We start from the raw sequence: 24,267 nt of genomic DNA, 5'->3' as shown, positions 1-24,267 counted from the left end.
GCCCCCCTGCCTCTCCTCCCCTGCCTTTAAGTTGGGAATTAGAGGGCATAGCATCCCAAACTAGATTTTTTGGTAGGCACGTATTCCCAATTTTAGAACGGAGCGATCGCGAAAAAGTATTTGTGATTATCTCCGATGCTTTGCGCTACGAAGTCGCCAGCGAACTCCAAGAAGTAATTAAAAAAGAAGTTCGAGGTGAAACCAGCCTAGAGGCACAATTGGGAGTTTTACCCAGCGTGACACGGTTGGGTATGGCAGCACTTCTTCCAGGGTCAAAACTAGAACTGATAGCAGGTGATGATGATGTTCGACTGGATGGGCTTAGTACTAAAGGAGCATTAGCAAGGCAAAAGGTACTAAATCAAAATAGTCGGGTAGAAGCTACAGTACTTAGTGCCAAAGACCTGCTAGAGATGAATACTGAGGAAGGACGGGCTGCTGTGCAACCTTATCGCCTAATCTACATTTATCACAACGTCATTGATGCGATCGGCGATCAGGCATCCAGCGAACGTCAAGTACTATCAGCTTGCGGAACCGCAATTAGCGAACTGCTACGGCTGGTAAAGAAAATTTGTAATTCTATCAATGGTACAAACGTTATCATCACCGCAGACCACGGTTTTTTATACCAACGTCGCCCCATTCAAGAGGCAGACAAGCGACCCCTACCAAGTGGTGAAGTAGTACTAGAAAGCAAACGCCGTTACCTGCTAGCACGAGAACAGTTGAATGACTCAACATTACTGCATTTTAGCCTACCCTATACAGAAAATGGCACAGTTGCGATCGTACCCCGTGGTAGTTTACGCTTTGCCGTCCAAGGTGCAGGAGCGCAGTTTGTCCACGGCGGGGCATCTCTCCAAGAAGTATGCGTACCAGTCATCACCTATCATCACCAACGGGCCGTTAAAGGAGACGAAGGCCCAGCCCGGAAAGTAGGGGTACAGGTAAGTGCCAGAGTTCGGCGGGTAACGAATAATCGTTTGACATTGACATTAGTACAAAGTGATGCAGTTGAGGGAAGATGGCGATCGCGTCAAATTACAGTTGCTTTCTACGATCCCCAAACTAATACACCGATAACAGATGTGCGAGGAGCAAACTTAAGCAGCACTAGCCCACATCCTAGCGATCGGGAAATTAGCTTAAGGTTGACCGTAACTACTGCTAATCCCCCTAGTAACGTCTATTTAATAGTTAAGGATGCAGACGATGAGAGTGAATTGCTCCGAGAAACCTGGGCAGTTAGTTTAGGAATCGCTAACGACTTTGGAGATTTCTGAGCCAATATAGTCACAAGATTTTAGATGTTGGATTATTAACCAACTGACTTCAATCATCTCAGAATAATCACCAGCAGTTGCCAACCCTTCTATGGACGACCTGAATCAAAAGCTAAACAGCATTTACCCTGGAAAAGTAGTACGTAAAGACCTGACTAAACGTATTAAAGAAGGTGCTAATGTACCAGTGTATGTGCTGGAATACCTACTCGGTATGTACTGCGCGACCGACGACGAAACCACCATTGAAGAAGGCGTTGCTCGTGTAAAAAACATCCTGGCACAGAATTACGTCCGTCCTGATGAAGCAGAACAGATCAAATCTAAAATTCGGGAATTGGGACGATTTACCATCATTGACCGGGTAACGGTAACGCTCAACGACAGAGATGACATCTACCAGGGAACTTTAATGAACCTGGGTGTCAAAGGTGTAGTCATTGACCCAGAAATTGTCAAACCCAACCAAAAGCTTCTGGGTGGTGGTATTTGGTGTATTCTACAACTGGAATATGAAGCCGGAACCAAACCCAGTCCCTTCATTGTCGGAAGTCTCAAACCTATCCAAATGCCTAGTGTGGATATGGATGAATTGTTTGCGGGCCGCCCAGCTTTTACCCGCAGTGAATGGATTGACCTGCTGATTCGGTCAACAGGACTGGAACCCACTACCGTCAACGAAGATGTGAAATGGCATCTACTTGCCCGTCTGGTAGCTCTTTGTGAAAATAACTACAACTGCTGCGAACTTGGCCCCCGTTCTACAGGTAAATCCCATATCTACAAAGAAGTTTCTCCTAACTCAATCTTGGTTTCCGGTGGAAAAACTACAGTAGCGAATCTTTTCTACAATATGTCCAATCGTCGCGTAGGACTAGTAGGTTTATTTGACGTGGTTGCCTTTGATGAAGTAGCAGGCATGAGCTTCCACGATAACGACGGTGTGCAAATAATGAAGGACTACATGGCATCAGGTTCTTTTGCACGCGGGAAGGCAGAGATAACCGCTAATGCTTCTATGGTCTTTGTCGGCAACATTAATCAAAGCGTGGAATCCTTAGTGAAAACCTCACATCTGCTGGCACCCTTCCCCGAAGCCATGATTGACACCGCCTTCTTCGACCGTTTTCACGCTTATATTCCTGGCTGGGAAATCCCCAAATTTAGCCCAGAGAATTTTACCAACCAGTACGGGTTTATTGTCGATTACTTAGCGGAGTGGCTGCGGGAAATGCGTAAACGCAGTTTTGCCGATGCCATAGACCTCCACTTCAGACTAGGTAACAATCTTAAGCAACGAGATGTTCAAGCAGTTCGCAAAACTGTATCAGGGCTGCTGAAACTGCTGTTTCCAGATAGCTCATTTAGTAAGGAAGATGTGCGTGAAGCCTTAGTGTATGGGCTGCGGGTGCGACGGCGGGTAAAAGAACAGTTAAAGAAAATTGGCGGAATGGAATTTTACGATGTGCATTTCAGCTACATCGACTTAGAAACTCTAGATGAGCATTTTGTCTCAGTACCGGAACAGGGTGGTTCGAGCTTGATTAGTCAGGAAATGCTGACTCCCGGTCACTTGCACTTTGTCAGTACTGGGGATAGCGGCATAATCGGAGCATTCAAACTTGAACTGCAAGCAGTACCCGGTAGTGGCAAGCTAGTACGCACTGGTGTAGCAACGGCTGGCAGGATGAAAGACAGTTTAAACATTGCTATGAATTACTTCAAAGCTAACGCCCAAAGAGTTAGCAGTAGCATTCACCCAAGTAATTTGGATTTTTTGCTTCAGTTATTAGACTTGCAAGGGTCTGGCGCACCGCAAGAGAGCGGATTAGCATTGTTCGTTTCGTTATGTTCTGCTTCTTTAAAACGAAGTGTTCAAACCCAATTTGCAATATTTGGGGAAATGACCATTGGTGGGACGATTACACCAGTCAGTAACCTAGCGGGTAGCCTGCAAGTAGCCTTTGATGCTGGCGCTAAACGTATCCTCTTACCAATGGCAAGCGCCGTGGACTTAGGCAGTGTTCCGCCAGAGTTGTTTGCTAAATTTCAAACATCATTTTACGCTGACCCCGTAGACGCAGTATTTAAAGCGTTAGCAGTCGATTAAAAATCAAGCATAAGAGTTAGGTAATAATCTAGCCCATCAGCGAGTAATTGTTGACGCAAAGCTGATGGCACTGGAACAGAACGAATTTGATAATTTCCTCTTGGAGACGTGGGTTGCAATAGACCCGCATTTACTAGCACCAGTAAGGTGTTACTAGCAGCCTTTTTATAGGTGGAGTCTGACCATGCAGCCACGGTTGAATTTTGATCTCGTTTTCCTTCAAAGAAGGTTCGCAAATCAGCAATGGTTACGACATAATCAAAACCCTTAATTTTGTCCAACAGGACTTCAGCAATGAGTTCGCGCAGAAGGCGGTGTTCTCGCAGAATCAGGAACAATATGGTGAATCGACGGGTGTCAGGGTTGCCAGTGGCAATTAATTGAATGTATTCCTCTGCCACTTGTTGAAGGCGTTTGAGAACAGTTTGCAGCGCCCGCTCACGAGAAACTTGGGAGCGCAGTTGAAATAAATCCTCCACTAATACCCGTTGCCGAATATCTTCCTGGGTTGCACCTTGATACATCAGTTCAGCAACTCGAAGGGTTTCAGTCAAAACAAAAGCGTGGTTAGTACGAGCAGCATAAGCCGTTTCAGTCATAGTAGTAAGAGTAACAAAGACAGGCAGAAACCTTTCTCAAATCCAGACGGTAAGCTATCGTACAGCAATAATCTTGCTGAGGAAGGTTTTTGGCATCCTACTATGTAAGTCTCCCTTGATATATTCGTCAAGCGTGGTAGCTAGAAATTTATATAGGAATCCTGTTTGAGTCTTGCTGGGTATACTGACACTCTAGCCTTTGTCAGCCAAGGTTTAGACTTTTGTAGTTAAGCTTTTTTGCATACTCTACGCAAGCGATCGCATCACACATCATTTTCCCTGACTTGGAGGAATTTTACCCTCATTTTGGGCTTGTTTGATAGCTCGTTTCACAATTAACACTGCCATCTGAGACAAAGACCGCTCCTCTGCATCAGCCAAAAATTGCAGGGCTTCTTTGTCTTCTTCTTCCATATAAAGAGTTACAGTTACTTTTCCCATGTCAGCATCATAAGCGATTTTGTTTGTTTTTGTGTTAAATACATTAAAACACACTAATTAAAACAAAAACACTTTATTTTAGCGTATAATTACTGATAAGTCAAAAGCCAGCCATCAACTTTCTCACGGCGGATGCTGGCTTTTGGCCCCCATATCACAGGAGACATTTTCCATGTTAAAGCCTGTTAGCTACAAAACAGATCAACACAGAGCTTATCAACAAGCTTTAGATGATTTCGGCATTACAGAATTACTCGCAAAGCTCAACAACTACTCTGATGCTGACTTTGATAGTGCCTGGATACAACTCCAGCAGCAAGAAATAGAAAGTCTAGCTGCGATTCTGATTTCTCAATTAACTTACAGCCTCAATGGTAAGTTGATTGCCGCTTATCTCAATCTCATCCGGCACAGTAACCAAGATATAGTCCCAAGCTTGATTAACCTCAAATGCCCAGACGCATCTATTGAGCTTCCCGATAATTTTCCCGATGTAGCAAAGACACCCAGATTTTTATATGGCGATCGCTTGCGTTGGCTCTCTACTGAAAGCGATACTGACTGGGGTATTGTCATAGGTAGATTTTATAGCTTTGGTTGCGATCGCTGCTGCTGGAGTTGGTGCTACCTGATTTGGTTGAGCAAAGATTGCCCCAGTGCTGCTTGGACATCTGCCGATATTGCTTGGGAAGAAGATTTAGAAGCAATCAGCGAGGAAACAGACTTATGAATCCTCATCCACTCAAGCAGCGAGAACAAGATTTGATGCAACTCTACAGTTACTGTCAATTGGGCATGACTCCCAAGCAGTTTTACGCCAAGTGGCAGGTGAACTATGAAGAAATGGCTCAGATTTGCGATCGTTCCCTGTCCACCGTTCGGCGCTGGTTTGCTAGAGGTAAAAACTACCGCCGCCCCATGCCAGCCGATTTACGCCACCTGGCGCTGATGAACTTTTTGCTAGAACACTTTGAGGATATCCCCGAAGGAGTGTTGCAGAAGCTTTGTTTTCCAGACAAGAGTGAGTAGGAATTGAATCTAATTTCAATATCAATTTGATATTTCTTGCCAGCCACCGTCACAGTAGGCTGGCTTTTGTCTTGGAATTTACAGATTTTACCAGGAGAATTCAATGACCTACCTTGAAAAGCTCAGTCCTTGGTGTATAGTTCGACTTAAACCTAATATGCAGAACCAGATTGTAGCTCGTTTTCGTCGCCGCAGCGATGCGGAAGCTCATCTACAAGTTTTATGCCGACTCATCCCCAGCCTGAGTTTTACACTAATTTTCAATGTGTTGTTAGAGCAACAAGACCGAACTGCTGTAAAGTAATATCAGGCATAAAATACTTACTGCAAACTCCTTCCATTAAGTTTGTGAAGATGAGGAAGGGTTTTGCAGATTAATAGACTTTTGGATCACAAGTAAATTTAGTAGCGATCGCATTTATGAAAGATTGGAGCAAAAATCCAAATTTATAAATTTATACAACGCGATCTAGCTAAAAGTCTTGATATTACTATAAATTTACACTAAGCATTTCAATAAAAATTAGGCAAATTATAAAGTTTTTAGTCTTATAGTTTTGTCTGGGCAACTAAAACAGAATCTATCAGTAAATCTCCTGTCTTTGCGCGTAAGTCTTGGATTGCTTGGTTCAGCACTTTAACTGCATCCTGGTGTTTTGTTTGTCTACCCAACTGAAATGCCTCGGAAACAACTTGGTCACAAGCATCTGCCGATGCCATTCTACGACATACCAAGTCAAATCCAGCATGGTCAATTACATGAATTATTAGCTGCTCTAAACAAATAGCTTTTTTATACAATCTTTGCTTAACGTCGTTGAAGCTGGATAATGCTAACGATTTTAAAAATCGTTTATCTGACGTAAGCAAATAAAAATCTTCTTCCGTTTGAGTTGCAGCAACAAGTAAAGCCTCACCCACATCAATCCCATCTGTAGAAGCTAACATTTGGTATTCTGAAGTACTACAGATAGCATAGTCATCTATTGTTTTACATCTATCCGTTATTTGTTTCGCCCTTTCTATGCTAATCGGTTTAAATTGCTTACTAATTTTTCGAGAACCGCTAAAAACTTTCGCCGCAGTAGGCAATATACGAAGATTTTCGTTTTTAATATTTAAGCTAGCAACCATTTCCCAAAAGATTTGGTAGGCTGCCAGCTTTAAAATTACATCGTTATCTGTAAAATACAGCAGCAAAGACTTGCTCCTATTTCACTCCTTTACTTAGGAGCAACTATACTCCTGTTACGAGTTTAAGGTATTCTTCGCTGTCTGTGTCTAATTTTTCCCAATTTAGCTCTTTTTCAAGATAACTATTGATTTTAACTGATGCATTAGCTACAGGTTCAATTATCTTTAATGCATCTTGGGCAATTGCCCAGTCTTGTTTTTGTTCTGCTTGCCAAGCATAATTTAATGCTAAAGCGCCAGGATCTACTGCATCTTTATTGCCTAATTGCCGCACCATTCGCGTTAGTTGTATCGAGTCAGATATCTTAGCCCATGCATATTTATTTTTCTCTCCAAAAAGAATAACCTCAGCAAACTCATTTGCTTCTTGCTCTTCCTTATCTTCTGCTTCTTTAATTATCTTTTCATCAATCAGAACACAGTCCTTAACATGACCACTAGCGATATGCCCAATTTCATGAAGAATGATAAAAAGCAAGTAAGCAGAGTACCTACGATTAGAACTAAGTACAATTACTGGACGGTCATTAATCACTGCCGCCATACCATCCATCTTAATGCTTCCTCTAGGAAACTCAGAAAAATGGACTACTGGAATACCACAATTCCAGCAAAATCTGAGAATAGCATCAAGGTCTATGTAAGAATTATTTTTCAGGATAAAATTCCTAATTTCAAATGCATTTGTTGCCATATCTGTAAAAGGTCTTTTACAGGCATACGTAACCATCTCAGCTACGCGAGTAGCTAGCCCTTGAGCAACAATTAATCGGCTCTCATCAGAATTTTTTTGTATCTTCTTAAATTTAGGGCGAATTACTTGCTTAAAAGTAATAGGAGCATCAGGATTAAGAACTGATGCCATATCTAGCCCTAAACGTTTAGCAATACGTCCTGCTGCTTCTAAAACAGCTACAGGATTATTTTCAAGTTCTGCATCCCACCATTCAGGTAAGGCTTTTTCTTGAATAAACTTTGGCGGTAATCCCACTTTTGATAAGCGTTTATACAGCATTGGCATTTCAAGGGTTTTATTCATAATTTCCCTCCTCTGCCTATTCTCAATATGTGGCCCCTTGTTGTGAATTACAAAAAAATTAATATGACGTTATCTATATAGTGACACTATTATGCCACGATGAAAATTGCCTTGACATTGAGTATGCAAATATGCAGCAAAAAGAACCAGAGTTTTAAACAGACTATTCCTTTTATTATAGGACATTTGTACTTAAGCTATACAGCTATCACTACTAATAATCAAGAATCAGCATTTAAGCTTCTCAAGTTAATAACAGACTTCTGATACGCTGCCATTTCCGCAAATGGTCTTCGACACCTATGACAGCACCCATCCTTCCACAGCGCAGGCATTTTGAGAGGAGCTTCACAATTTGGACACTTGGCTAAAAGCTTAAATTGATGGCGATCGCACTTCCATACCGACTTATACTGCCACTCAATTTGGTGACAAGGCGCTTCAGCATAACAAGCCCCACACAAGCGAATTGGCTCATGCTGCATTCCCACTCCAGCAGGTGGTAACATCTGGGCTAACCTTTGGGCATCCACTTCTACCACAGATGCGATCGCTTCCAATTCCTGTTGACTAGGGCGAGGATTAAAATGAAATCTTTCCCACCGTGCCACTACAGCACCAATCCCAGCTAAATTACCCAACCCAGCAGGAGATAAATGGTTAGCACGTCTAAACCGACCGAGAAAATGACTCAGGCTTTCCCCTGGATAGGATTCTACAATGAAAAGCCAAGGCTTAACATCTGGTGCTGTCATTATTTATACTCCTTAGCAACTTCCTGTAAAACAGCCTTGTCAATCTTCTTGAACCCCTTAGATAAAGAACGAATCGCTGCTTCCCTGAGAATCTCATCCAGCCGACCGATGTAGCCTTAAGTTGCCGATGTGAGAATCCGCAGCATATCCTTGCTATTTAAATTAGAAGAAACAGGCAGTTTCAAAACCCTATCTTCCCAGGCTTGCACAGTATCTTGGAAATCTTTCCCTGATAACTTGCCGAAGCGATGACAAGCCCGAAAGCGGTTATAAACTTGTTCATCCCGCTTGATCACTGCCTCCAAGCGGTCAGTTCCCACTAAAACTACAGCAATTCCTAACTTGTCATAAATATCTCGCACCTCAGCAAATGTCTCAGGTTTGAGGCGATCAGCTTCATCAATAATTAGCATTTCTACCCCACACCCCTTGAGTACCTCCATCGCCCTACCACGAAAATCAGAAACAGTCCCTTTTGTTGCCCGAAACTTTAGGTACTCAATCATCTCCTTGAATAAATCCCTAGAGCCGCATTTTTGCGGAGGCTGAATATAAACTACAGGTACAATCGGAGGTCTTCCAACTTCCTGCTGTGGCTTTTGCCTGTATCTATAGGCATCACAGGCAACCGTCTTGCCAGTCCGTGATTCCCCAACTACTCGACAAGATTGCCTCGCTTTGCGCTTGCCATCCAACCAATCATGGAGAGTTTTTACCTGCTGTAACGGTACAATGCTCTTACCCTTGAGACGAGCAATTTCAGCTTTCAACCACTCATCATCTGGTTTTACCCCACCTAACTGCTTGGCGATCGCTTGAGCTTCTGTCATTGTTTAAAACCCATATTCTTCACGAAGTTGTTCATAGTCCCACACCTCAATGTCTTCGTATTGAGAGTGAACCTCAGCAGTAGATTCCACTTCATCTGGTTCAATTATTTGGGAAGGCAAGAATTCTGTTTTACTTTCATCAACCACAGCAGATCGCAAAACAGTCTGTTCCAATTTTTGACGCTCCTTACGGCTTTTCTTGGTAGCTACAAGAGCATCGCGGTCAACAACTTCTTGCAATAATGATTGGTTACTGATAGTTTTCCCTACGGTACGGAGTCTGCGACTTGCTGCCTCAGCCTCATCTAATGCCAGTTGCTCTGTCTCCAAACCTTGAGCGTGAGCGCGGGTCAGAAATACTTCCTGATTGTTTTCCTGGCGATAAACCAAAATTGTTGTAATGTCTCTGGGGTCAAACCTTAAGTTGACAGTTTCCCCTGCATAACCTGCCAGATATTCTCCTCGATACATCAAGTTCTGGAACTGCAAGCAACCACCTCTTTGCACAGTGCGCCGTGACTGCTTCATTAAACAGATATCCAAATCTCGTTCTGGTATTGGTACTGGCACTGTTGGCAAACCTGCTTCCCAACGCTCAAAGCGAGTTTGATCACCCATCCGCGCATCAATACTTTGGTTGTAACGATCTACGATGTAACGCACAAGTAGCTGTTCCAATTCTCGCAGAATTAGTCTTGCGTCCTTCTCTGCATCCTCTGGACGTTCCTGCACATTAGATCCGGTGTACCCAGGAAGCGTTGAAAATAGTTGGTCATTTAATGTTTTGAAGGGACGTTCCACTACTCCACCTTCAGAAGGGCGATCGCGTAAATGGCAGACAAATCCTAATTGCGCCCCAATCTGACTCAAGTGGTTAGAGCGAAAGTCTTTACCGCCATCAGTATAAAAATGTTCTGGTTTTCCATAGGTTCCCCACTCACAATGCAGTTTGTACTCGAAACCGTACTGTTTGGGTAGAATTGCATGGCGTAACGCTAATGCTACTACCCCAGAACTGGGTGCATCAAAGCCCAAGTTGATACCCATAATGCAACGAGAGTAAGTATCAATTACTGTTGTTAGCCAGGGACGACTTAGCAATTCACCATGTTGATCCACCAGCAACACATCCACGCGGGTATGATCGCATTGCCAAACATGGTTGCTGTAATCAACGGATAAATCTTTTCCTTCACGAGTTTTAACTGAAAGCGTTGTCCCTCTCCATCCAGGGCTACGAATACTCTTAGTTTTTTCTTGTTTTTCCAAGATGGGCGCTAATACCCGTAATACGGTTTTGTAATTGGGCGGCTTAGAGTCCTTTAATTCACGGGCTTTAGCCTCGACTCTGAGAGCAACTTGTTTAGGGGTCATACGTTTACTACCCTTGTTACCCTCCTTGTAGGTTTTGGTAATGAATTTTTCCCAAAACTCACCAATACGATGTTTTCCTTTATCAGCCCTACCTGTTTGAGTGAGTCCGACTAAACCATCTTGTTCCCAGTTTTTTACCAACCTTTGTACCGTTCGCAACGATACATTTAGTTTCTCTGCTGCTTCCCGCAACTTTTGTCCATAAGTTGTGCGATCGCATGGTTCCAGCAAACTTTGGATTACCTCTAGCTTGAGTTGGGCTTCCTCTGAGAGTTGTGTGACAATTACATTCTTCTCAAGAGTTGTACCGCTTTCTCCTAGTGAGCCTTCTATAGGAATTGCCGAGGGATGAACAGCTAAATCAGGATTTTGCTGACTGTTCATAATGCAAAGCTTTTTTATAAAAACATATTGTTATTCTATTTAAACAGAAAGCGACAGTCAATTTGTCATTATGAAAATACACAAAAGCTTTTTTATCTCTGATGAAGCGACAGCTAATTTGTCACTATTACCCAAAATGACAGCTAATCTGTCACTGTCAAGATGTTATCCTAATACTACTAAAACGCTGTAACCTATACTGAGCAAGATTTTAATGGATGACATTAATTGGTCTCGGCGACAAATAATTAGTCACTGTACATATATCTACATTTCGGGGCGCAGAAAGATAGTTTTACAGCAAACCTGGGAGTTTGAGGAAGTATGACTATTTTTTAGGAAAGCAGGAGAGCGATTCGCATGGTTCGATTAGGCTTTGAATTACCTCCATCCTGAGTTTCACTTCATCTGTGATTAATTTATCAGATGGCAATTGGTGAGCTTTTGTGGACTTTTCATCTTTTTCGATTGGACTTTGGTCATCATCTGCCTTTGAAGTTAGAGACTTTTGTGAATTTTTAGGCATCTGTTAGCTTTATAGTTACATTTGCGGGTTTATCATTCCTTTCCAAACAAATGTACTATGAAATGGTAAAGCTTGCGACACCTAATTTGTGAAAAATTATGAATAGATAAATTTTAGCTTCTTGGGATGAACGACATAAAATTTACTCAATATAACAATTAGCGACTAATAATTTGTGAAATTTGCATTGAAAGAAGGTTTTGGTAAAAATAAATAAAACCCTTGTTTATCAAGGGCTTCAGCCAATACTTTAACGACATTAATTTGTGAAATAGCGACATTGAATTTATGAATGTACACTTGTTAATGACCAAATTCTGTGACAATGATTAACAACAAGCCGGAATACTGTATCTAAGCTAGTCATGAGCCAGAGTTCTCAAAACAGCCCTTTGCCACGCAAAGCCATTCAATCATATTTCCATTGGTTGTACGCTTTCTGGAAATTCTCTCGCCCTCACACGATTATCGGTACAAGTCTGAGTGTGTTGAGTTTATATTTAATTGCTATTGCCATTAATAATCGTACTGATTTCCCACTCCCCACTCCCCACTCCCTACTCCCTCTCTTCGGGGCATGGATTGCTTGTTTGTGTGGCAATGTCTACATTGTGGGGCTGAATCAATTAGAAGATGTGGAAATTGACAAGATTAATAAGCCTCATTTACCCTTAGCATCTGGTGAATTTTCCCGACAAACTGGGCAATTAATTGTTGCTTTTACGGGGATTTTGGCGTTAGTTGTGGCGTGGCTAACTGGGCCATTCTTATTGGGCATGGTAGCGATTAGTTTGGCGATTGGTACAGCTTATTCTTTACCACCAATTCGTTTGAAGCAATTTCCCTTTTGGGCGGCGCTGTGTATTTTTTCGGTGCGCGGCACGATTGTTAATTTAGGGCTGTATCTGCACTATAGCTGGGCATTGCAACAAGGCCAAACAATTCCACCTGCGGTATGGGTGTTGACATTATTTATTTTGGTGTTTACCTTTGCGATCGCTATCTTTAAAGATATCCCAGATATGGAAGGCGATCGCCTCTACAATATCTCTACGTTTACCATCGAACTCGGTTCGCAAGCTGTATTTAATCTGGCTCTTTGGGTGATAACTGTCTGCTATTTGGGAATAATTTCGGTTGGTGTGTTACGTGTTGCCTCAGTTAACTCTATATTTCTGATAGTTACTCATTTAGCACTGTTGCTTTGGATGTGGTTGCGGAGTTTGGCGGTAGACTTAGAAGATAAAAGTGCGATCGCTCAATTCTATCAATTTATCTGGAAACTCTTTTTTATCGAATATCTAATTTTTCCTATCGCCTGTTTTTTGGCTTAGATAATGCTAGAAACCTTTCCTACCAGTTCTCTTATTGCTGCGATCGTTGTTGTTTTGAGTTTGTCACTCCTTGGGTATTTCGCTTGGAAAACTTTGATTACCTCAAACTTGTTTCAAAAAGGCGTTAATCTTTATCAAGCAAAAGATTACCCAGGTGCAGAAGCAGCGTTTCGTCAGGTGATTTCGATCAACTCTACTAATGATGTGGTTCGCTTATTTTTAGGAGATGTTTTAAATCAACAAGGCCAAGTAGAGGAAGCAACAGAATTATTCCGAGAAGCAATTCGCCGCAGTCCTAAAAAGGCTGATGCTTACTTGCGTCTGGCGAATATTTTAATGCAGCAAGAGAGACAAGAAGAAGCCAAGGTTAATCTATTACAGGCTAGAGATTTATTGCAAAAACAGCGCCAACCTGAAAAAGCCGGAAAAATCACTCATCTGCTGGATAAAATTGATGCCAAACCCCTCAATAATTCGTAATTCGTAATTAAATCAATTGCGCGGCGGAATTGAAAAACTGACGACACAACCCTTTAGTGACTAAAAGTGTTGTCAATAAGTTAGCAAAAACAACCATAAACATAATTACAATTTCGTAGGATACAGCATCCAGAGGTTTGACGCCAGCTAGTAACTGTCCGGTGGTAATTCCTGGTATTGCAACCATACCTATGAGGATCATTTGATTAAGACCGGGAATCAATCCGGCTCTGATGGCATCTTTGCGATACTGGCTAATTGCTTGCTCTGGAGTTGCACCCAAGCTCAAGTGGGTTTCGATTTCGAGATGACTGGAATTAATCGTACTAACAAGGCGTTCGCCAGCGATCGCAGCTGCGTTCATGGCATTACCTAAGACTATCCCTGCTAGGGGAATTATATACTGTGGTTCATACCATCTATCTGGTTGAATAATCAAGAAGTTGGTGTACAGCACTGTTAGGGCGGTACTAATTAAAATTGCACCCCACACCAAAGGCAACACATAAGGAATTTTTTGGCTGATCCGATTTCGTGCGACAATCGCCGTAATTGTCAGCATTATTGCTAATAATGCCAAAACTGCCCAAGCATTGTCTAAAGCAAAGATGAAATCTAAAATGTACCCTAATACAAGTAGTTGTAAGATACTTCTGCCAGTAGCAAGGGCTAAGTTGAACTCTAGTCCTAATTTTTCCCAGGCAGATAAACCAATGGCGATCGCCATCAATCCCACAGCAATAGCTAAATCCCCTAAATCCAGCTTAATTAGCTCCTGCATAGGTTCTCTATTTCCTGGTATTTTTTTCTCAAAGCAGCACGCACACCTGGAACTTTGATTCGATGTGTTGGATCTGGGTTAATATATATCACCTATATCACCTTTTTTATTAACATAAGGTAGCCTTGCCCACATAAAATCCCAGTAAAAACCCCAATAGATACGTCTCTTGGGCGATAGTCTTTTAACAGCTCTTTGATGAACAATTCAATAAGCACAAATTGACTGTCGAAGTGCATTTTTTGTATCTTCCGATAAAATGAGAACTCATGATCCAAAGTTTAAATACCATCCCTGCCTTTGATATCAAGCAGCAATATACCACCATCGAAGCAGAAGTAAGTGCAGCCGTCTTAGAGGTTCTGGCTTCTGGGCGTTATATTGGCGGCCTTTTAGTCGAAGGCTTTGAGCAACAGTTTGCCGCCTATCATAGTGTCAGTGAATGTGTGGCTTGTAATTCTGGTACTGATGCGCTCTACTTAGCGTTACGAGTCTTAGGAATTGGTGTAGGTGATGAAGTGATTACAACACCTTTCACCTTTATTGCTACTGCTGAAGTTATTAGCGCCGTGGGTGCAAAACCGGTTTTCGTTGATATTGACGCTACTACGTTTAATTTGGATGTAGAGCAAATAACGGCGGCGATTACACCGAAAACTAAAGCGATTATCCCAGTTCACCTATTTGGGCAACCTGTGGATATGACATCATTGATGGCGATCGCTCAGTCTTATAATTTGTCAGTAATTGAAGATTGCGCTCAGTCTACAGGTGCAATTTGGGGTAATCAAAAAGTCGGAAGTATTGGACATATTGGTTGCTTTAGTTTCTATCCAACCAAAAATCTTGGTGGTTGCGGCGATGGCGGAGCAATAACGACTAATGACCCAGCGATCGCCACTAAACTGCGAATATTACGGGATCATGGTAGTAGAGTTCGATATTTACACGAGGAGATAGGTGTAAATAGTCGCTTGGATGCTCTACAAGCAGCTATTTTGCAGATTAAACTACGTTATTTGGATATTTGGAATGCTCGGCGGCGAGAGATTGCCAATTATTACTACCAATACCTGTGTCAAGTTCCGGCGATCGTCCAGCCTCAAGAATTACCTGGGGGTATTGGGGTATGGAATCAATACACTATTCGCATCTCAGGCGAAGGGCGAAATGGTTCTAGCGCCAAATATCGAGATTTGGTGCGTAGTCAATTGCAAGAGCAAGGTGTGAGTTCAATGATTTACTACCCGTACCCTTTACATTTGCAGCCAGTTTATCAAAGTCTGGGCTATCAAATTGGGGATTTTCCGATAGCAGAGCAAGCTTGCCATGAAGTTATATCCTTGCCCATGTTCCCGGAATTGACACAACAGCAACAAGACCAAGTGATTTATGCGTTGAAAGATTGTTTGGGGTGAGGAGAATAGGGAGTAGGGAGTAGGGAGTAGGGAGTAGGGAATAGGGAATAGGGAATAGGGAATAGGGAATAGGGAGTAGGGAATAAGGAATTTTAATATTCACCACTCCCCACTCCCCACTCCCTAGTTCTTACTCAGCACTCTTACAGCCGCCAAGGCTTCTACTAAGCCACGCACAGCTGCAATCATTGCTATTTCGCTATTGAGTTGATTGATAGCCGAACCAACGCCAACACCAGCAGCACCAGCAGCGATCGCTAACGGTGCGGTAACGCTAGAAATACCTGAAGCGCACAATACTGGCACTGACACTGCACGAGAAATTTCAAAAGCTGCTGCCAAGGTGGGGGCAGCTTTTTCAATTAATCCTAGAGTTCCAGGGTGAACTGGGTTACTGCTAGTGCCGCCTTCTGTTTGGATAATATCTGCTCCCGCTTTCACCAGTTCCTCTGCTAACTGTACCTGTTGATCTAGTTTCAGGATGTGGGGAACGGTGACAGAGAGGGTAATTTCCGGAAGGAGAGCGCGGGTTTGCTTAGTTAGCGCTAGCACTTCCAGAGCCTCAAAGCGTCGTCCTTGAGCATAGAAGGAATCAAAATTCCCGATTTCAATTAAATCAGCACCAGCTGCCACAGCTTGCACAAATTTCTCTGGTTCTACTGCTGATACGCAAATTGGTAAATTTGTCAAATTTTTAACTAGCTGGACTAAGGCTGGATCGGCGGCAATATCGACAAAAGTAGCACCGCCCAGTTCAGCAGCTTTGACAGTAGCGGCGACGCTAGCGACATCAAAGTTATTCAAGCCGGTGATCACTTTCAGAACGCGGCGGTTAGTAAATGCACGTTGGAGTGTGGAATGCATCGTCATAGTTTGGATTTTGAAGCTACGAAAATTAGGTATATTCTACCGTTCCTCAGTTGATGAGGGACTAAATTCCTGTGCTAGTTGCCAAATCTTGATAGTTTTATCCTTTTTTTCGGATTTGCGATCGCTACAAATTCTTTATTCTTAGATAAGCCTTTGAAGGCAGACTGTTTTAACCCCAAGCATCAAGCATTGAACAAATTATAGAACTGTAACATTACGAACACCCCGAAGAAAACGGAAAGCTCATAAGGAGTGATTTCCCCATCCCGACGGATGTAGCGTAAAAAACTTGAGTACAGCGAAGTTTTAAGTAGCTTTAGAACCCGCAACTTGCCCCAAACTTAGCTCGTGGCGAAATATCATCAGTTAGTATGGTAGTATATATTTGATAACGTTAATGAATTGCATAAGTAATTATGGCTACTTTCACGCTAACTACCAACGCAGATAATCTTACTGGCACCGTAGGTAACGACACATTTAATGGCACTTATGATGGTGTGGCACTGGATACCTTTGGTTCTAACGATACTCTCAATGGTGGCACAGGCATAGATACGCTCTATATTGACCATCTTGTGGATGTTGCTATCACACCGCCTGATAGTCTCTGGACTAATCTGACAAATATTGAAAAGGTTGTAATCAATACAACAGGTAATGGTGCACAAACCATTACTACAGGTGTTAATTTTCAAGCAGCATTCGCACCCTTGGGCGTAGAGCTAACAACAGCAACATCCGGGGCTGGTGCGATTAACATTGCCTTGACCACATTCACTGGTGCGGCAACACTCACAACAACATCCATAGCAGGTGCTCAAACTATTGTAACGGGTTCAGGTGCTACTACAGTGACAGCAATATCCGGTGCAGGGGCACTGAATATTAAAGGTGTAGGTCTTAAGACGGTCTTTGCAACCACCACCGGGGCGGGTGCGCAGATTATTGGTGACGGTACTGGTGGTGGTCAAAATCTTACCCAAGTGACCGCCACATCCGCTGGAGGTACACAAACTATAACAAGTACCAGTACAAGTGCGGTCGTAGTGAATGCAACATCCAGTGCAGGCCAACAAATTATTGCAACTGGTTCAGGTGCAGATATCATAACGGCATCAACAACAAGTGCTGCTAATACAATTGATACGGGGGCAGGCAACGATAGAGTTACGATTTCACCTACAACTTCGGGTACTTACACTATTGATGGCGGTGCAGGGAACGACACCATAACCGGTGGGACAGGGAACGACACCTTAAAAGGTGAGGCAGGGAATGATATTCTGGACGGAGGTGCCGGTGTTGACAATCTGATAGGTGGTGATGGCTCCGACATCTATTTTGTTAATATCGCTACAGATATAGTAACTGAAACCAATGCTATTGCCAGTACGGGTGGCATTGATACAGTGAACAGCTCTCTTGCAAATTATACATTAAGTGCGAACTTAGAAAACCTCACCTTAACAGGTACATCTGTTATCAACGGCACAGGTAACACTCTTGCTAACCTGATTACTGGCAATAGTGCAGACAACATCCTGGATGGAGGAACAGGCAATGACACCTTGACAGGTGGTAATGGTAATGACAGCTTAGTTGGCGGCACAGGCAATGACATTCTTTTGGGTGGTAATGGTAATGACACCTTAGTTGGCGGCACAGGCAATGACACCTTGACAGGTGGTATTGGAGCAGACAGCTTGACCTTTCTGGCTAAGACAGAAGGCATTGACACCATCACTAACTTTAGTGTGCCAAATGACACCCTGCTAGTTTCAGCGGCTGGTTTTGGAGGAGGCTTGACGGCTGGAGCTGTGATCACGCCTGACCAGTTCAGCTTAGGGAACGTAGCTCTGGATGCTGGGGATCGATTTATCTATCACAGCAGTACAGGTGCGTTGCTATTTGATGTGGATGGCACAGGGGCAATTGCAGCGCATCAAATAGCTACTCTCACGGGCAGCCCAAGTCTCACTACTGCTGACATTCTGGTAATTGCCTAGTGTTACTTTGGGTGACTTCCTTCGTGGCGAAACTATGCGAACCTTTCTGACGCACCTCTACAAATCCAAGGCTTTCTAATAGCGTGGCAAGGCTAAAATAGTGCATTACTAATCTCTGAAACATTGAGATTTTGGAAACATAACTCAATTTTTCTATTGCATCAATTTAGCTTTGCCACGCCACTAATATCCGAACAACCTTTTGTGCTTTCAAAATGGGGATCTTGCTCATAATCTACTGGATTACAATTTGTTGTGTACCAACAAACTCTGTATCGAATGCTAAATTTTCATCCTCCAGAAGCATCTCAATTACTTCACGCAGATTCTCTTGTAATTCATCCAATGTTTCTGCCTGGGAGTGTGCGCCAGGAAATCCGGGAACATAGCCAACATAAAGCTTTGTATCAGAATCTCGCTCAACAATTGCAGTGAAAGTCTTCATAGTTTTAGCATTTAAGCTATGTCAAATATTCACAGCATAACACTAGCATCTGAAAATGGACTGGACTGGGGAAATTGAACACGGCATAGAGTGTGGGTAGCTAACGAGTAGCTACTGATGTTAGTCAGTGCTGGTGAAACTTGTGTAAGTCTTGTGATTTACGCAAGTGTTCTCAATCATATTCTCTAAAAACTCTCTAGTAACTCAGATTAATTCCGCAGCAAAAAGCCTACCTTTAATTGGCTCATACTCATCTTCTAGTAACCATAACTTGGCTGCATTATAGTCATTACTAGAAAATACAACTTTATAACCCTGCGCCGGATCATAAACTTGACAGTTATCTTCACTATCGCAAAGCAATAAAAGAATGTATGGAGGGGATAACATTGAATCTATCCATACTTCTGTAAATTCCCAGTTATTCTTCACTCGGTCTTGTGCGGGGGATGACGTGGTATTGGTCGTCTGCATTGATTTTATCTCCCCATAGTAAAGTAGAATACGACTACCATCTGGACTGATTCTATAACCTATTGGTTCATTAAAAAACATCCCATAACGGTCATATCCTCGAATCATTCCAGTGAATAATATCTGAAATCAGATGCGAAAAGCGATCGCATACTTCATAGTACATTCTAAGTATTTGGGTAGGGTAATTGGTTTAGCTTGACGTAACAGCTAAGTAACCACAAAAGAGTCGAGTATCTAATTATTTTAAGAATATAGTAATCACACTTAAAGTTATTAAAACTTCTTTATTAATCCAAAAATAAGTATTTATACATAAATTGATTATTTTTATCTGTATTAAATTTAGATAAACATTTAAAACTAGGGTTTACCAGAATATGAATAGAGAAGTTGGAAAAGTTAAATGGTATGGCGGATTGAACTCAAAAACAGGTCGCCCCAATGATTACGGTTTTATCTCTCAGATCACAAATTCTGATGATTTGTATTTTAATAAACGTGATATTAAATGTAGTGAAAATTATCTTAAACAAGATGCTATTGTCTCTTTTTATGTTAAGACAGTAACAAATAAAGATGGCAAGATAAGTTACCAATCTTTTGATATAGATTTAATACAGAATGAAGAAGATTTAGATGTTATAAAAACTTGTGCTTTAAGCAATCAAGTCATGTTTTGGCAGCCAATTTTTAGTAAATATTTGCAAAATTGTATAAAGAATAAAAGTCAATCTGTAGATGATTTGGCTGCTCTTTGTATAAAAAAGTTGAATTTGTTAAGCACTTATCAAAAATATTCTTTTCTCCAATCTTTACCAGAAGAGCTATATCTGGTTTCTAAAGATATTCGGAAGTTATTACAACCCCAACAAGCTATTAAAATCTTTAGTCAAATTGTGGAGGAAACTGAAAGCAAAGACATAGTTGATGAAATATTTGAATATCTTAATAATTATGATAACCTCATAACTGAATTACCACAACAACTACTCAAAATTCCCAAAATTTATGATATAGCCCCTAAAAAACTTCAAGCAAAGTATATTATTAGCGCATCTAATAATAATTTAAGTAAGTCACAATTGGATAAACTAGTTGATATATTAAAAACTGCCAATACAGCAGAACTTGAATATATTGTATCCATACTTCCTTCTGAGTTACAAGCACAACCAATAATTTTTGATTTTTTGCTCCCAACAGTTCAGGTAGATATTATATGGGATAAGTTTAAGTCTGACACAGTTAGTATATGGGAAAAACTTTCAAAAGAGGCAAAGGTATTTAGTTTATATAGAGCAGTTGAAGAAAACTTGGATTTAAATATTTTAACAAAAAAAGCTGATGATAACGATATTAGTCTTGTCTCCTTTTGTCTAAAACTTTTTGCATATCCTAAAATTTCATTTCTCAAACTACATGAATCATTCCTGAAACTGATAGTTACTGTTAATGGCGATACATCTCAATTATTTCCTTTATTTAGAACAGGGCTTACGCACAAGCAACGGAAAATCGAACCACAGAGGACGCAGAGTCCACGGAGGAATAAGAGTTTGAGAGGTCTTTTGCGTAATCCCTATAGAAATGAAGATTCGATGTTAATGTCATTTGATGACATCTCCTCTGATAAGGGTGATTTAACAAGCTGCTTAGAAAAAGAAAGTAGTACTAATAAATGTTATAAGTGGAACCTTAGACATTTTTTGGTTGCTAAAAGTATTCAAATTAAATTTCCACGAATTACTTTAGATGTAGATGAATATATACGAAAAATTAAAGCTTGGGCTAATTTTGTAAAAAAGAACTCTCAGAGATTAAAATGTAGATTTTGTGGAGAGCTAATGACATTCAATCCTGAATACAGTAAACATTCAACTACACAGGAGATAACAGTTTTTTGGTGTCCAAATGCTGATCCAATAGAATGTTCAGGTATTTCTGGATTAGACGGTAGAAATCATAATTACAATGTTTATATAAATTATTGTTGGAACTGCCTTAAAACTGTTGATAGTAGAAATAGTTTACAACATTACGGAATTAATTATAAAAGTGACGGTTGGGTTAAATGTACTAATTGTGGTGCAGGAAAAAAGCCAGGATATTAGAAACACAATATTACTTTACTATGGTATTTTTTGGGTTTTCCTAATACCTACACCGATCTGCTACTGACTGTAGGTAGCAAAATAGCTATAAATAAAAACGGTAGAGCAATAAATACTCTACCGTTTTCTAATTTTCTATTTGAGATTTAAATCCCAAATCTTAAATTTTACTCAACACCTTGGGGTAACAATTCCCGACGCTGTTCAGAACTAACTTGCACAACGCCATTTTCATCGACATCAACGATCGCAGTATCGCCATCTTTAATCCGACCAGACAGAATTTCTTCTGCTAGGCTATCTTCTAACAGGCGCATAATCGCCCGGCGTAATGGTCTGGCGCCATAGCTGGGACTGTAACCTTCAGTGATCAAGCGATCCTTGAAGCGATCGGTAACTTCTAAGGTGATACCCTTTTCCGTCAGACGACCAAATACTTCCTTAAGCATAATTTCGGCAATTTGTGTTACCTCCGGCTTGCTCAACTGACGGAAGACGATAATTTCATCGAGTCGGTTGAGGAACTCTGGACGGAAGTATTGCTTCAATTCTTCGTTCACCAAAGAGCGAATCCGGTTGTAAGTTGACTCGGTGGCATCTTCGGAGAACTCAAAGCCGATACCACTACCGCCTTTTTCAATTACCTTAGAACCAATATTGGAAGTTAAAATCAGCAAGGTGTTTTTGAAGTCCACCGTGCGACCTTTGGCATCGGTTAACCGACCGTCTTCCAAAATTTGCAGCAGCATATTGAATACATCGGGGTGCGCTTTCTCGATTTCGTCGAACAACACCACGGTGTAAGGACGCCGCCGCACGGCTTCGGTCAGCTGACCACCTTCGTTATAACCAACATAACCAGGAGGCGAACCAATCAGCTTACTGACGGTGTGGCGCTCCATGTATTCCGACATATCTAAGCGGATCATCGCTTCTTCGGAACCGAAGAAGTAAGCAGCCAAAGACTTGGCCAACTCGGTTTTACCTACACCAGTCGGCCCAGAGAAGACAAAGCTAGCTATGGGTCGATTGGGATTTTTCAAACCGACACGGGCGCGACGAATTGCTTTTGAAACTGCTCTGACCGCTTCGTCTTGACCAATTAAACGCTGATGCAAGGTGTCTTCCATGTGCAGCAGCTTTTCAGATTCAGATTCGGTGAGTTTGTTCACCGGTACCCCAGTCCAGGAAGCGACAATGTGAGCAATGTCTTCTTCTGTAACTACAGGTTCTTCACCTTCATTGCCAGTTGCATTGGTCTTGCTTTGAGCGATCGCCCGAATTTCGGCTTTGATTTCCATCTCGCGATCGCGCAATTCCCCAGCTTTGTCAAAGTCTTGAGAGCGCACCGCGTCATCTTTTTCTTTTAATATCTGACGCAGCTGTTTGTCTAACTCCTTGGCTGCGGGTGGCAACTGAGAGTTAATCAAGCGCACCCTAGAACCAGCTTCATCAACTAAGTCGATGGCTTTATCTGGGAGGAAGCGATCGCTAATGTAACGATCTGATAACTTTGCCGCCGCTACCAATGCTTCGTCAGATATTTTCAGTTTGTGGTGTTGCTCGTAGCGTTCGCGCAAACCATATAAAATTTCAATTGTTTCATCAACTGTAGGTTCGCCAACCATTACTGGTTGGAAACGCCGCTCTAGCGCTGCATCTCGCTCGATGTGCTTCCGGTATTCATCTAGGGTTGTAGCACCGATGCACTGCAACTCACCCCTAGCCAAAGCTGGCTTGAGGATATTCGCTGCGTCTATAGCACCTTCTGCTGCACCCGCACCAATTAAGGTGTGTACCTCATCAATCACGAGAATGACATTACCCGCAGAGCGGATTTCATCCATGATTTTTTTCAAGCGTTCTTCAAATTCACCCCGGTATTTGGTTCCTGCTACGAGCAAACCAATATCCAGTGTAACGACGCGTTTATCTTCCAGGATGTCAGGGATATCTTTAGCGGCAATGCGGGAAGCTAAACCTTCCGCGATCGCTGTTTTACCAACCCCTGGTTCCCCAATTAGCACTGGGTTATTTTTAGTTCGGCGACCCAATATCTGGATCACCCGCTCAATTTCCTTGGCGCGTCCCACCACTGGATCGAGCTTATTGTCCATTGCCATCTGAGTCAGGTTTGAGCCAAATTCATCCAGAGTCGGGGTTTTTGTGCGCCCGGATGAACCGCCTGGTGAAACTTCGGCAGTTTCTCCCAACATGCGGATGACTTGGGTTCTGACCTTAGATAGATCCACACCGAGGTTTTCTAGTACCCTGGCTGCTACGCCTTCCCCTTCGCGGATTAGGCCCAACAGCAGATGCTCGGTGCCAATGTAGTTATGCCCCAGTTGGCGTGCTTCTTCCAAGGAGAGTTCTAGAACTCGCTTTGCCCGTGGCGTAAACGGAATTTCCACGGCAACAAAGCCTGATCCCCGTCCGATAATTTTTTCAACTTCAATTCGGGCATCTTTGAGATTGACGCCCATTGATTTCAGCACCTTGGCGGCCACTCCAGTGCCTTCGCCAATCAAACCCAAGAGGATCTGCTCGGTTCCGACAAAGTTGTGACCTAAACGGCGGGCCTCTTCTTGGGCCAGCATGATTACCTTAATGGCTTTTTCTGTGAAGCGTTCAAACATGGCATTTTTCCCATCACCTGCGGTCGTGCCGGTATGCTGATTTTAGCACAGGCAAAGCTTTTGGATGCCTGTATAACAGATTATAGACATCCTGAAGCTATGACTTGGGTTGATGGGCTAATTGTTAACTATTGACTAC

Annotated in this window: 23 protein-coding genes; 10 read left to right on the top strand and 13 right to left on the bottom strand. The window is 42.2% G+C overall.

The genetic code is table 11. The features are described 5' to 3' along the window. Nucleotides 1-1,286 (top strand): BREX-1 system phosphatase PglZ type A (gene pglZ, locus F8S12_RS36535; RefSeq protein ID WP_196521224.1); only part of this gene is annotated, 1,286 nt, incomplete at its 5' end. A 91-nt stretch (nt 1,287-1,377) separates the two neighbouring features. Then, nucleotides 1,378-3,396 (top strand): protease Lon-related BREX system protein BrxL, encoded by a 2,019-nt coding sequence (gene brxL, locus F8S12_RS36530; protein WP_196521223.1) that lies wholly within the window; start codon nt 1,378-1,380, stop codon nt 3,394-3,396. On the opposite strand, the gene F8S12_RS36525 is transcribed toward brxL, so the two are convergent. Both F8S12_RS36525 and F8S12_RS36520 read right to left on the bottom strand, forming a co-directional pair. Next, a complete protein-coding gene (locus F8S12_RS36525) occupies nt 3,393-3,995 on the bottom strand; it encodes a DUF1819 family protein (RefSeq protein WP_196521222.1) in 603 nt (200 codons plus the stop codon). The two genes, brxL and F8S12_RS36525, sit on opposite strands and share 4 nt — an antisense overlap. A gap of 270 nt (nt 3,996-4,265) precedes the next feature. After that, on the bottom strand, nt 4,266-4,436 hold the full coding sequence (locus tag F8S12_RS36520) for a ribbon-helix-helix domain-containing protein (protein WP_196521221.1): 171 nt from the start codon (nt 4,434-4,436) through the stop codon (nt 4,266-4,268). 172 nt (nt 4,437-4,608) lie between these two features. Between F8S12_RS36520 and F8S12_RS36515 the strand changes: the two genes are divergently transcribed. The 3 genes from F8S12_RS36515 to F8S12_RS36505 all read left to right on the top strand — a co-directional run bounded on the left by F8S12_RS36515 (nt 4,609) and on the right by F8S12_RS36505 (nt 5,769). Further along, complete coding sequence (locus F8S12_RS36515; RefSeq protein ID WP_196521220.1) at nt 4,609-5,166, top strand: hypothetical protein; 558 nt, start codon at nt 4,609-4,611, stop codon at nt 5,164-5,166. Further along, a complete protein-coding gene (locus tag F8S12_RS36510; RefSeq protein ID WP_196521219.1) occupies nt 5,163-5,465 on the top strand; it encodes a helix-turn-helix domain-containing protein in 303 nt (100 codons plus the stop codon). Before F8S12_RS36515 ends, F8S12_RS36510 begins: the two co-directional genes overlap by 4 nt. Nucleotides 5,466-5,568: 103 nt before the next feature. Continuing rightward, the gene (locus tag F8S12_RS36505; RefSeq protein WP_196521218.1) at nt 5,569-5,769 is read left to right on the top strand and encodes a hypothetical protein; all 201 of its coding nucleotides are present in this window, start codon (nt 5,569-5,571) and stop codon (nt 5,767-5,769) included. A gap of 245 nt (nt 5,770-6,014) precedes the next feature. On the opposite strand, the gene F8S12_RS36500 is transcribed toward F8S12_RS36505, so the two are convergent. The 6 genes from F8S12_RS36500 to F8S12_RS36475 form a co-directional block, all read right to left on the bottom strand. Further along, complete coding sequence (locus tag F8S12_RS36500) at nt 6,015-6,665, bottom strand: hypothetical protein (RefSeq protein ID WP_196521217.1); 651 nt, start codon at nt 6,663-6,665, stop codon at nt 6,015-6,017. Between the two features lie 37 nt (nt 6,666-6,702). Then, nucleotides 6,703-7,698, bottom strand: coding sequence for an ImmA/IrrE family metallo-endopeptidase (locus F8S12_RS36495; RefSeq protein ID WP_196521216.1), 996 nt, complete (start codon nt 7,696-7,698; stop codon nt 6,703-6,705). Between the two features lie 221 nt (nt 7,699-7,919). After that, nucleotides 7,920-8,453 (bottom strand): TniQ family protein, encoded by a 534-nt coding sequence (locus F8S12_RS36490; protein WP_196521215.1) that lies wholly within the window; start codon nt 8,451-8,453, stop codon nt 7,920-7,922. A 116-nt stretch (nt 8,454-8,569) separates the two neighbouring features. Then, on the bottom strand, nt 8,570-9,283 hold the full coding sequence (locus F8S12_RS36485) for a TniB family NTP-binding protein (protein WP_230968521.1): 714 nt from the start codon (nt 9,281-9,283) through the stop codon (nt 8,570-8,572). A gap of 3 nt (nt 9,284-9,286) precedes the next feature. Further along, on the bottom strand, nt 9,287-11,041 hold the full coding sequence (locus F8S12_RS36480; protein ID WP_196521214.1) for a Mu transposase C-terminal domain-containing protein: 1,755 nt from the start codon (nt 11,039-11,041) through the stop codon (nt 9,287-9,289). A gap of 328 nt (nt 11,042-11,369) precedes the next feature. Beyond that, nucleotides 11,370-11,567 carry a hypothetical protein gene (locus F8S12_RS36475; RefSeq protein WP_196521213.1) on the bottom strand — a complete coding sequence of 66 codons (198 nt, stop codon included), beginning with the start codon at nt 11,565-11,567 and terminating at the stop codon, nt 11,370-11,372. Between the two features lie 365 nt (nt 11,568-11,932). Between F8S12_RS36475 and F8S12_RS36470 the strand changes: the two genes are divergently transcribed. After that, nucleotides 11,933-12,901, top strand: coding sequence for a homogentisate phytyltransferase (locus tag F8S12_RS36470; RefSeq protein WP_196521212.1), 969 nt, complete (start codon nt 11,933-11,935; stop codon nt 12,899-12,901). Nucleotides 12,902-12,904: 3 nt separating this feature from the next. Next, nucleotides 12,905-13,381, top strand: coding sequence for a tetratricopeptide repeat protein (locus F8S12_RS36465; protein WP_196521211.1), 477 nt, complete (start codon nt 12,905-12,907; stop codon nt 13,379-13,381). Between the two features lie 7 nt (nt 13,382-13,388). On the opposite strand, the gene F8S12_RS36460 is transcribed toward F8S12_RS36465, so the two are convergent. Continuing rightward, entirely contained in the window at nt 13,389-14,162 is a 774-nt protein-coding gene (locus F8S12_RS36460) for an ABC transporter permease (RefSeq protein WP_196521210.1), read from the bottom strand. A gap of 269 nt (nt 14,163-14,431) precedes the next feature. Here F8S12_RS36460 and F8S12_RS36455 point away from each other — a divergent pair, with 269 nt between their 5' ends. After that, nucleotides 14,432-15,580, top strand: coding sequence for a DegT/DnrJ/EryC1/StrS family aminotransferase (locus F8S12_RS36455; RefSeq protein ID WP_196521209.1), 1,149 nt, complete (start codon nt 14,432-14,434; stop codon nt 15,578-15,580). A 123-nt stretch (nt 15,581-15,703) separates the two neighbouring features. Here the strand turns inward: F8S12_RS36455 and F8S12_RS36450 are convergent, their stop codons facing one another. Then, the gene (locus F8S12_RS36450) at nt 15,704-16,450 is read right to left on the bottom strand and encodes a DUF561 domain-containing protein (RefSeq protein WP_196521208.1); all 747 of its coding nucleotides are present in this window, start codon (nt 16,448-16,450) and stop codon (nt 15,704-15,706) included. Nucleotides 16,451-16,866: 416 nt separating this feature from the next. Here F8S12_RS36450 and F8S12_RS36445 point away from each other — a divergent pair, with 416 nt between their 5' ends. Next, nucleotides 16,867-18,459, top strand: coding sequence for a calcium-binding protein (locus tag F8S12_RS36445; protein ID WP_196521207.1), 1,593 nt, complete (start codon nt 16,867-16,869; stop codon nt 18,457-18,459). Nucleotides 18,460-18,694: 235 nt separating this feature from the next. Here F8S12_RS36445 and F8S12_RS36440 read toward each other — a convergent pair whose 3' ends face one another. Both F8S12_RS36440 and F8S12_RS36435 read right to left on the bottom strand, forming a co-directional pair. Beyond that, nucleotides 18,695-18,904 carry a type II toxin-antitoxin system HicB family antitoxin gene (locus tag F8S12_RS36440; protein WP_196521206.1) on the bottom strand — a complete coding sequence of 70 codons (210 nt, stop codon included), beginning with the start codon at nt 18,902-18,904 and terminating at the stop codon, nt 18,695-18,697. A 204-nt stretch (nt 18,905-19,108) separates the two neighbouring features. Beyond that, a complete protein-coding gene (locus tag F8S12_RS36435; protein ID WP_196521205.1) occupies nt 19,109-19,378 on the bottom strand; it encodes a hypothetical protein in 270 nt (89 codons plus the stop codon). A gap of 380 nt (nt 19,379-19,758) precedes the next feature. Between F8S12_RS36435 and F8S12_RS36430 the strand changes: the two genes are divergently transcribed. Next, a complete protein-coding gene (locus tag F8S12_RS36430; RefSeq protein WP_196521204.1) occupies nt 19,759-21,492 on the top strand; it encodes a hypothetical protein in 1,734 nt (577 codons plus the stop codon). A gap of 167 nt (nt 21,493-21,659) precedes the next feature. Here F8S12_RS36430 and F8S12_RS36425 read toward each other — a convergent pair whose 3' ends face one another. After that, nucleotides 21,660-24,128 carry an ATP-dependent Clp protease ATP-binding subunit gene (locus F8S12_RS36425; protein WP_196521203.1) on the bottom strand — a complete coding sequence of 823 codons (2,469 nt, stop codon included), beginning with the start codon at nt 24,126-24,128 and terminating at the stop codon, nt 21,660-21,662. Nucleotides 24,129-24,267: the final 139 nt, after the last annotated feature.

The sequence above is a fragment of the Nostoc sp. WHI genome (assembly GCF_015714725.1).
Taxonomy (GTDB): Bacteria; Cyanobacteriota; Cyanobacteriia; order Cyanobacteriales; family Nostocaceae; genus Nostoc.
Note: the sequence above shows the minus strand (reverse complement) of the source record. Positions and strands in the feature narration are given on the sequence as shown.

What these genes read in the sequence shown, in the direction of transcription:
- brxL (WP_196521223.1), top strand. Translation starts at nt 1,378, where the DNA reads ATGGACGACCTGAATCAAAAGCTAAACAGCATTTACCCTGGAAAAGTA.
- F8S12_RS36525 (WP_196521222.1), bottom strand. Translation starts at nt 3,995, where the DNA reads ATGACTGAAACGGCTTATGCTGCTCGTACTAACCACGCTTTTGTTTTG.
- F8S12_RS36520 (WP_196521221.1), bottom strand. Translation starts at nt 4,436, where the DNA reads ATGGGAAAAGTAACTGTAACTCTTTATATGGAAGAAGAAGACAAAGAA.
- F8S12_RS36515 (WP_196521220.1), top strand. Translation starts at nt 4,609, where the DNA reads ATGTTAAAGCCTGTTAGCTACAAAACAGATCAACACAGAGCTTATCAA.
- F8S12_RS36510 (WP_196521219.1), top strand. Translation starts at nt 5,163, where the DNA reads ATGAATCCTCATCCACTCAAGCAGCGAGAACAAGATTTGATGCAACTC.
- F8S12_RS36505 (WP_196521218.1), top strand. Translation starts at nt 5,569, where the DNA reads ATGACCTACCTTGAAAAGCTCAGTCCTTGGTGTATAGTTCGACTTAAA.
- F8S12_RS36495 (WP_196521216.1), bottom strand. Translation starts at nt 7,698, where the DNA reads ATGAATAAAACCCTTGAAATGCCAATGCTGTATAAACGCTTATCAAAA.
- F8S12_RS36490 (WP_196521215.1), bottom strand. Translation starts at nt 8,453, where the DNA reads ATGACAGCACCAGATGTTAAGCCTTGGCTTTTCATTGTAGAATCCTAT.
- F8S12_RS36485 (WP_230968521.1), bottom strand. Translation starts at nt 9,283, where the DNA reads ATGACAGAAGCTCAAGCGATCGCCAAGCAGTTAGGTGGGGTAAAACCA.
- F8S12_RS36480 (WP_196521214.1), bottom strand. Translation starts at nt 11,041, where the DNA reads ATGAACAGTCAGCAAAATCCTGATTTAGCTGTTCATCCCTCGGCAATT.
- F8S12_RS36475 (WP_196521213.1), bottom strand. Translation starts at nt 11,567, where the DNA reads ATGCCTAAAAATTCACAAAAGTCTCTAACTTCAAAGGCAGATGATGAC.
- F8S12_RS36470 (WP_196521212.1), top strand. Translation starts at nt 11,933, where the DNA reads ATGAGCCAGAGTTCTCAAAACAGCCCTTTGCCACGCAAAGCCATTCAA.
- F8S12_RS36465 (WP_196521211.1), top strand. Translation starts at nt 12,905, where the DNA reads ATGCTAGAAACCTTTCCTACCAGTTCTCTTATTGCTGCGATCGTTGTT.
- F8S12_RS36460 (WP_196521210.1), bottom strand. Translation starts at nt 14,162, where the DNA reads ATGCAGGAGCTAATTAAGCTGGATTTAGGGGATTTAGCTATTGCTGTG.
- F8S12_RS36455 (WP_196521209.1), top strand. Translation starts at nt 14,432, where the DNA reads ATGATCCAAAGTTTAAATACCATCCCTGCCTTTGATATCAAGCAGCAA.
- F8S12_RS36450 (WP_196521208.1), bottom strand. Translation starts at nt 16,450, where the DNA reads ATGACGATGCATTCCACACTCCAACGTGCATTTACTAACCGCCGCGTT.
- F8S12_RS36445 (WP_196521207.1), top strand. Translation starts at nt 16,867, where the DNA reads ATGGCTACTTTCACGCTAACTACCAACGCAGATAATCTTACTGGCACC.
- F8S12_RS36440 (WP_196521206.1), bottom strand. Translation starts at nt 18,904, where the DNA reads ATGAAGACTTTCACTGCAATTGTTGAGCGAGATTCTGATACAAAGCTT.
- F8S12_RS36435 (WP_196521205.1), bottom strand. Translation starts at nt 19,378, where the DNA reads ATGCAGACGACCAATACCACGTCATCCCCCGCACAAGACCGAGTGAAG.
- F8S12_RS36430 (WP_196521204.1), top strand. Translation starts at nt 19,759, where the DNA reads ATGAATAGAGAAGTTGGAAAAGTTAAATGGTATGGCGGATTGAACTCA.
- F8S12_RS36425 (WP_196521203.1), bottom strand. Translation starts at nt 24,128, where the DNA reads ATGTTTGAACGCTTCACAGAAAAAGCCATTAAGGTAATCATGCTGGCC.